General features: G+C 65.5%; 5 protein-coding genes. All 5 read left to right on the plus strand.

The window, feature by feature from the left end; translation table 11 throughout:
- Window positions 1-133 precede the first annotated feature (133 nt).
- The 5 genes from ABEA93_RS41795 to ABEA93_RS41815 all read left to right on the plus strand — a co-directional run bounded on the left by ABEA93_RS41795 (window position 134) and on the right by ABEA93_RS41815 (window position 5,311).
- Window positions 134-868, plus strand: coding sequence for an SCO6880 family protein (locus ABEA93_RS41795; RefSeq protein ID WP_345681262.1), 735 nt, complete (start codon window positions 134-136; stop codon window positions 866-868).
- Entirely contained in the window at window positions 868-2,508 is a 1,641-nt protein-coding gene (locus ABEA93_RS41800) for an ATP/GTP-binding protein (RefSeq protein WP_345681258.1), read from the plus strand. The genes ABEA93_RS41795 and ABEA93_RS41800 overlap by 1 nt, the downstream gene beginning before the upstream one ends.
- Window positions 2,509-2,549: 41 nt before the next feature.
- A complete protein-coding gene (locus ABEA93_RS41805) occupies window positions 2,550-3,425 on the plus strand; it encodes a hypothetical protein (RefSeq protein ID WP_345681259.1) in 876 nt (291 codons plus the stop codon).
- A 107-nt stretch (window positions 3,426-3,532) separates the two neighbouring features.
- Entirely contained in the window at window positions 3,533-3,760 is a 228-nt protein-coding gene (locus ABEA93_RS41810; RefSeq protein WP_345681260.1) for a hypothetical protein, read from the plus strand.
- A gap of 33 nt (window positions 3,761-3,793) precedes the next feature.
- Window positions 3,794-5,311, plus strand: coding sequence for a peptidoglycan DD-metalloendopeptidase family protein (locus tag ABEA93_RS41815; protein WP_345681261.1), 1,518 nt, complete (start codon window positions 3,794-3,796; stop codon window positions 5,309-5,311).
- The last annotated feature ends 714 nt before the right edge of the window (window positions 5,312-6,025 follow it).

The raw sequence follows: 6,025 nt of genomic DNA on the forward strand, positions 1-6,025 counted from the left end.
TCGATTGGCTTCGACACCACCGAGATTCCAAGAGGCCCTGCTTTCATGCGCGTACGGCTCAGACTTCACCCCATCGGGAAACCAAGTCCTATAACCCGACGCCAAGTTCGGTACGACCACAGCTTCTGAGACCATCGCCGCCGAACTGGGGCACCGGCTCCCCGGTTTGTGCGCTGGTCTGCAGATGACCGGTGCCGGACCTGCTCAGCCGATGACGGCGTCCGAACTGGCCGAGGCGATCCGCATTGCCTATGACCCGAGCGTCGCGGGCCTCATCGATCAAGCCCGTGCGGAGAACGGCACCCGCATGCTGCGCTGGGACGACGTGGGGCCGATCGCGGCCCAAGAGGCGTGGGACCATTACCGGCACGACGGCGTCTTCTCCGTGACCTGGTCGATGTCGGAGGCGCCCCGGGGCGCGGTGTTCTCGAACGTCCTGGCACGTATGGTCGCCCCACACGCCGAGCTCCTCCGCAAGCGGGTCACCCTGCTCTACCGTCCCCACGACCCTGGGACCGCGGCGCGGCTGGTCGAACGGGACCGTAAAGACGCGATGTTCAAGGCGAAGCAGTCCAAGGTGCCCAACGCACGCGACTCGGTTGCCGTGCGTGCCGCCGAACAGGCGGCGAGCGAGGAGGCGACGGGCGCGGGGCTGATCCGGTTCGCGATGCTCGTGACCGCGACGGTTCAGAATGCGGCGGATCTTCCGCTGGCGTCCTCGGCCATCGACAACCTTTCCGCATCGTCCCGCATCCTCATGCGCCGGGTTTACGGCTCACAGGCATCCGCCTTCGCCGCCGCGCTGCCGCTGGGACTTGTCCTGCCGATGCACCTGAAGGTCCCGCAGGCCGTCCGAGAGGCCATGTGATGTCGGCGCGCGTCGAGGAGCCTGGCCGGGGCATGGACGCGGGGCAGAACTTCTGGATGGAGTTCCTCGCCGCCCCTTCGGCGGAAGAGGACGCAGACGCGGCGCCGACGGTGGTCGACACGACGGAAGCGAGCGCCAAGGTCGACGAGGCCCGCGCGGAGGACACCGCGACGGCGAACTCCGAGGATCAGCCCGCGGCAAAAGGCCCGAAGACGCGTCGTCTTGGGCGGCGCGGCTTCGCGGGCTGGGGCCGCGGTGCGGCAGCTTACGTGGAAGCACCGCCGGAATGGCGCGGCACGACCGTGCAGGTGTGCGGTCTTTGGCCGTTCGCCGCAGGCTCGGGGACCCCGGTCATCGGCGTGCCCGTCGGACGGACGCTGACCAGTGGCGCGACACTGTGCTGTGATCCGATCAGCTGGTTTCAGCGCGCCAACCTCATCCTGAATCCGAGCGAGTTCGTCCTCGGCAAACCGGGGCTGGGCAAGTCGACGCTCGTACGTCGTCAGGCGCTTGGCCTGGCCGGCTATGGCGTCAACCCCGTCGTGTTCGGCGACCTCAAGCCGGACTACGTGGACCTCATCCGGGCACTCGGCGGGCAGGTGATCACGCTGGGCCGCGGCCGCGGCTACCTCAATGTGCTCGACCCTGGTGAGGCGACGGCAGCTGCCGAACGCCTCCCGGGCCCCGCACGACGCGCCCTGCTCGCCGACGCGCACGGCCGACGGCTCAACGCGGTGGCATCGCTGATCACCGTGCTTCGCGGCCACCCTCCGACCGACCGCGAGGAGACCATCCTCAACACGGCGTTGCGCGTCTTGGACGAGCGCTTCGTCGGGGTACCGGTGTTGGGCGACCTGCTCGGTCTTCTCCGCGAAGCACCCGAACCGGTGCGCGCGGCAGCCCTCGACCGAGGCGACCTCGCTCGCTACCGCGACATCACCGAGGGCCTCGAAGCTTCGCTCATCGGCCTCTTGGGCGATGGACGCTTCGGCGAGATGTTCTCACGGGCCACGTCGGAGCCAATGGCCCGCGATCGCCCCGTGTGCTTCGACGTGAGCAGCATCGACGATGCCGAGACACATCTTCAGGCGGCGGCGCTGCTGGCTTGCTGGAGCTACGGCTTCGGGGCGGTCTCCGTAGCGCAGGCTCTCGCTGACGCCGGACTGGAGCCCCAACGGAACTACTTCGTCATCCTTGATGAGCTGTGGCGCGTGCTGCGCGCCGGCCGTGGCCTGGTCGATCGCGTCGACGCGCTCACCCGGCTCAACCGGCAACGCGGCGTCGGGACGGCGATGATCACGCACACCATGTCCGATCTCCTGGCCTTGCCGGCCGAAGAAGACCGGATGAAGGCCAAGGGCTTCGTCGAGCGGTCCGGCATGGTGATCTGCGGCGGGCTGCCGGCCGCCGAAATGCCCGGACTTACCGAGGTGGTCGGGATGACCGCCGCCGAGCAGCAAATGATCGTCGACTGGGCGACGCCGCCGTCCTGGGACTCCGGCTTGGGTCGTGAGTCACCCCCACCGGGGCTCGGGAAGTTCATGGTGAAGGTCGGAGGACGTCCGGGGATACCGGCCGCGGTCGAACTCACCCCGCGCGAGCGGCACGTCAACGACACCAACCGCCGGTGGGCGCCGTGAGTCGGATCGGACGGTGGATCGGTCGGATCCTCACCGCACTCGTGATCACCGTCTTTGCCATCGCCGTAGGCCTGTCCACCGCGGCTCCTGCGGTCGCTTCCGTGCAATCGAGCGCCGCGACAGCGCGACCTGGATTGTGGCCGACCGACGACCGTGACGATCCGGACTGCCGTCACTTTCACGACACGATCTACATTCCGCGTGACACGCAGGGTTACGCCTTCAACTTCTACTGTCGCGACGGCTACCACCATGGGATCTACCGGCACGACGACGGACCCAAGGTTTGCGGCAAGGACAAGGGGGTGTTCAAAGACATTACGCCGCTCAAAGATTGGGCGAACAAGCACGCTTCGGCAACCGGCACCGTCGACTTCGGGCAACTATGCGAAGAGCCGTGCGACACGATGACGAAGAGTGCGAAGGACGATACACACTTCGACCTCACCTTCGCGCAGTGCGCGCAGATTCGTCACCTGAGCATCGGTGAATCCCCGTGCCAGCAATGGAAGAAGCTGGTCGAGAGCCTGGTCGGACAGGACAACGGGGACAAGGCTGACGGCGTCAAAGTCCAGCCATGGCAGGACACCGACGTGGAGAACGTCTCGTTCTGTGATTCCGACAACCCGATCTTTCAGAAGGCTTACCGAGTACCTGTCTGGGACGACCCCAAGACCTACGACCGCTACGACTTCACCGCACCCGACAGCGTTTCCCAATACATCGATCCGATCGTCGGCATCGCGACCTGGATCGGTATCTCGGCGGGTGTGATCGGCGTGCTCGTCTGTGCCGGGCGTATGGCCTTCGCGCACCGCACCGGGGGCGAGGAGCCGTTGACCGGAATGTTTTGGGTCCTGGGCGCCTGCGTCATGATCGGCAGCGCGTCGGGGATCGTCCGGATGGTGCTTGGGTGAACGGAGCGACCAAGTGCCATAGCTTCGCTGCCGATGGCTGCCAAGTGGCCTTGTGTCCGGCGTGAAGGGCCAACACGCCAGATTCCCTGCAAGCACGGAGGTTGAGTATGGCGGCGGATGACATGGGCCTGGGGAAGTTCGTCGAAGGGGCGTACCAAAACGTTCTCACCGGCATCGTGACGGGGTTTTCGACCATGAATCACCTCCGCGAGGTAGCCGCGAAAAACTTCAACAAAGGGGCGGGCTGGGCAGCAGCCACGGTGAGCACCCGAACTGTCGGCCACAGCCTGGAAGTTGCGCGCGGCAGCGAGCTAGCCAAGCTGAAACGGCTGTAACGGGCCAGCATGCGGGACGCCAAACGTCTATGGATGCTCATCATCTTCGGCCCTGCCGGGATGGTCGCCCTCGCGCTCATCCTCTTCCTCGTGGCGCTGCTTCCGATAGCTGCGGTCAAGACGAGCAACGACAACAATGACGAGGTCCAGAGTGCAGGAAACGTCGTCACCAGGTTCGCCAACGACAAAGTGCCCAAAGAATACCAAGAATGGGTGATCAAAGCGGGCCGGATATGCAAGGAAGCGCCGCCGCAGCTCATAGCGGCGCAGATCGATCAGGAGTCCGGTTGGAATCCTCGCGCTCACAACGACAGCAGCGGGGCGGACGGGCTCAGCCAGTTCACTCCTGACACGTGGAAAACACGGGGGAAGGACGACGATGGCAACGGCAAGATCTCCCCTTATGACGCAGGTGACGCGATCATGGCGCAAGGTCGCTTCGACTGCGCCCTGGCCAAGCAGGTCCAGTCGATGATGAACGGCACCTTCACGGAGTACTGCAAGAAGCAGGACTCCGATGCGCAGGCGATGCCCCCGCCCAAGGCCGGCGAGATCCACGGCCGCGAGGTCTTCGAGTACATGCTCGCCGCCTACAACGCAGGCCCCTGCCGCGTGGCGGCATGGCGCGGAATACCCCCTTTCCCGGAGACGCAGAACTATGTCGTCGAGATCACCCAAAAGATGGCCGAGTACGCGGTCATCGTCGACAACGGCCAGACCACCGCCGACATCGAGGCCGTCATCTCGATCGCCACGCAGCAGATCGGCAAGCCCTACACCCAAGGAACACAAGGACCGAACGACGGCTTCGACTGCTCAGGCCTGGTGCAGTACTCCTTCGACAAGGGCACGAAGGGTGATGTGCGCCTGCCGCGTACCACGTTCGACCAGGTCAACGAAGGTGCCGCCATTGATCCGTCGGGAATTCGTCGAGGCGACCTCATCTTCTTCGGATTCAAAGGACCCCACGACCACGTAGGCATCTACCTCGGCGACAACAAGATGGTCCACGCCGACAACCCTCAAAAGGGCATCAAGATCGAGGACATCGGGCCGGGCTCCGGACCGTACGCCAACACGAGCAGCCACCCATGGACGGTTCGCCGGATCATCTCCCTGGTCGCCCCGGCTGATGGCGGGACCGCCGGGAAGGCCAGGTATGTGCTTCCGGTGAGCGACTACGCTTTGGGGGCCGCCTTCGGTCAGGCAGGACCCCACTGGGCGCACAACCACACCGGGCAGGACTTCGTCGTTCCCACGGGTACCGAGGTGCGTGCAGTCACTGCCGGCACGGTCATCACGTCCGGTTGGAACACTTCCTACGGCTGGCAGATCGTGATCCGCCTTCCCGACGGGTCCTACAACCAATACGCACACCTGTCCCAACGCCTCGTCAATGCTGGGGACAAGGTGACCACCGGCCAGCCAATCGGAAGATCCGGCGCAACGGGCAATGTCACTGGACCGCATCTTCACTTCGAGTACCGCACGTCAACCGGGGCGGCACATGACCCCATCCCCTGGCTCCGATCGCATGGGCTGAAGCCGTGACGCGGCAACGCATGCGGTTGAGGCCGGCGGCGATTGCTGCAGCCATCGGAGCAGTGCTGCTTGCGGTCGCAAGCTGCAACATGCCCGGCGAGGGCGACCGTTCGGATGGCACCCACGGGATGCCCTCGCCATCGCACGCGTCGCAGAGCGCTCCACAAGACGCGAATTCCGCGGCGCCCTCTGATGTCCCGGACCTGCCCGCACCGACAAATGCCCCATCCAGTTCCGCCGCATCGCTCCCGCCTGGCCTCGCACCACCCGGCATTGACCAAGTAGACGGGCGGGACGCCGAATTGGTGGCCGAAAGCGCAGCGGTGGCGATCTGGACCTACGACACCCGGGTCGACAGCGGCCCTTGGGACGGGGAACTGCGCGCCATCCCGCTTCTGACGGACGAATACTCCGCGGCTCTGCGTAGTGCCCGTCCCGCTCATGCGCCAGGTGCACAGTGGGACGAGTGGGCCTACCACCGTTGCCACACGGTCGTGACGACACACGCTGTGGACATCCCAGGCCGTGGGGGCGACTCACCGACCCAGGCACAACGCACCGTCGAAGTCACAATCGTCGCGGTGGGCGAAGATGGTTGGGGTCTGATGCAGGTTTGGGTGACAGGTGCGGTCACGCAGCCCGGGCGGCTGGCGCGGCCATGACGGTTTCGTATTCGACCGGGGTCAGTCGGCCTAGCGAGGCTTGTCGACGGCGGCGGTGGTA

This window comes from Yinghuangia aomiensis, assembly GCF_039542225.1.
GTDB lineage: Bacteria > Actinomycetota > Actinomycetes > Streptomycetales > Streptomycetaceae > Yinghuangia > Yinghuangia aomiensis.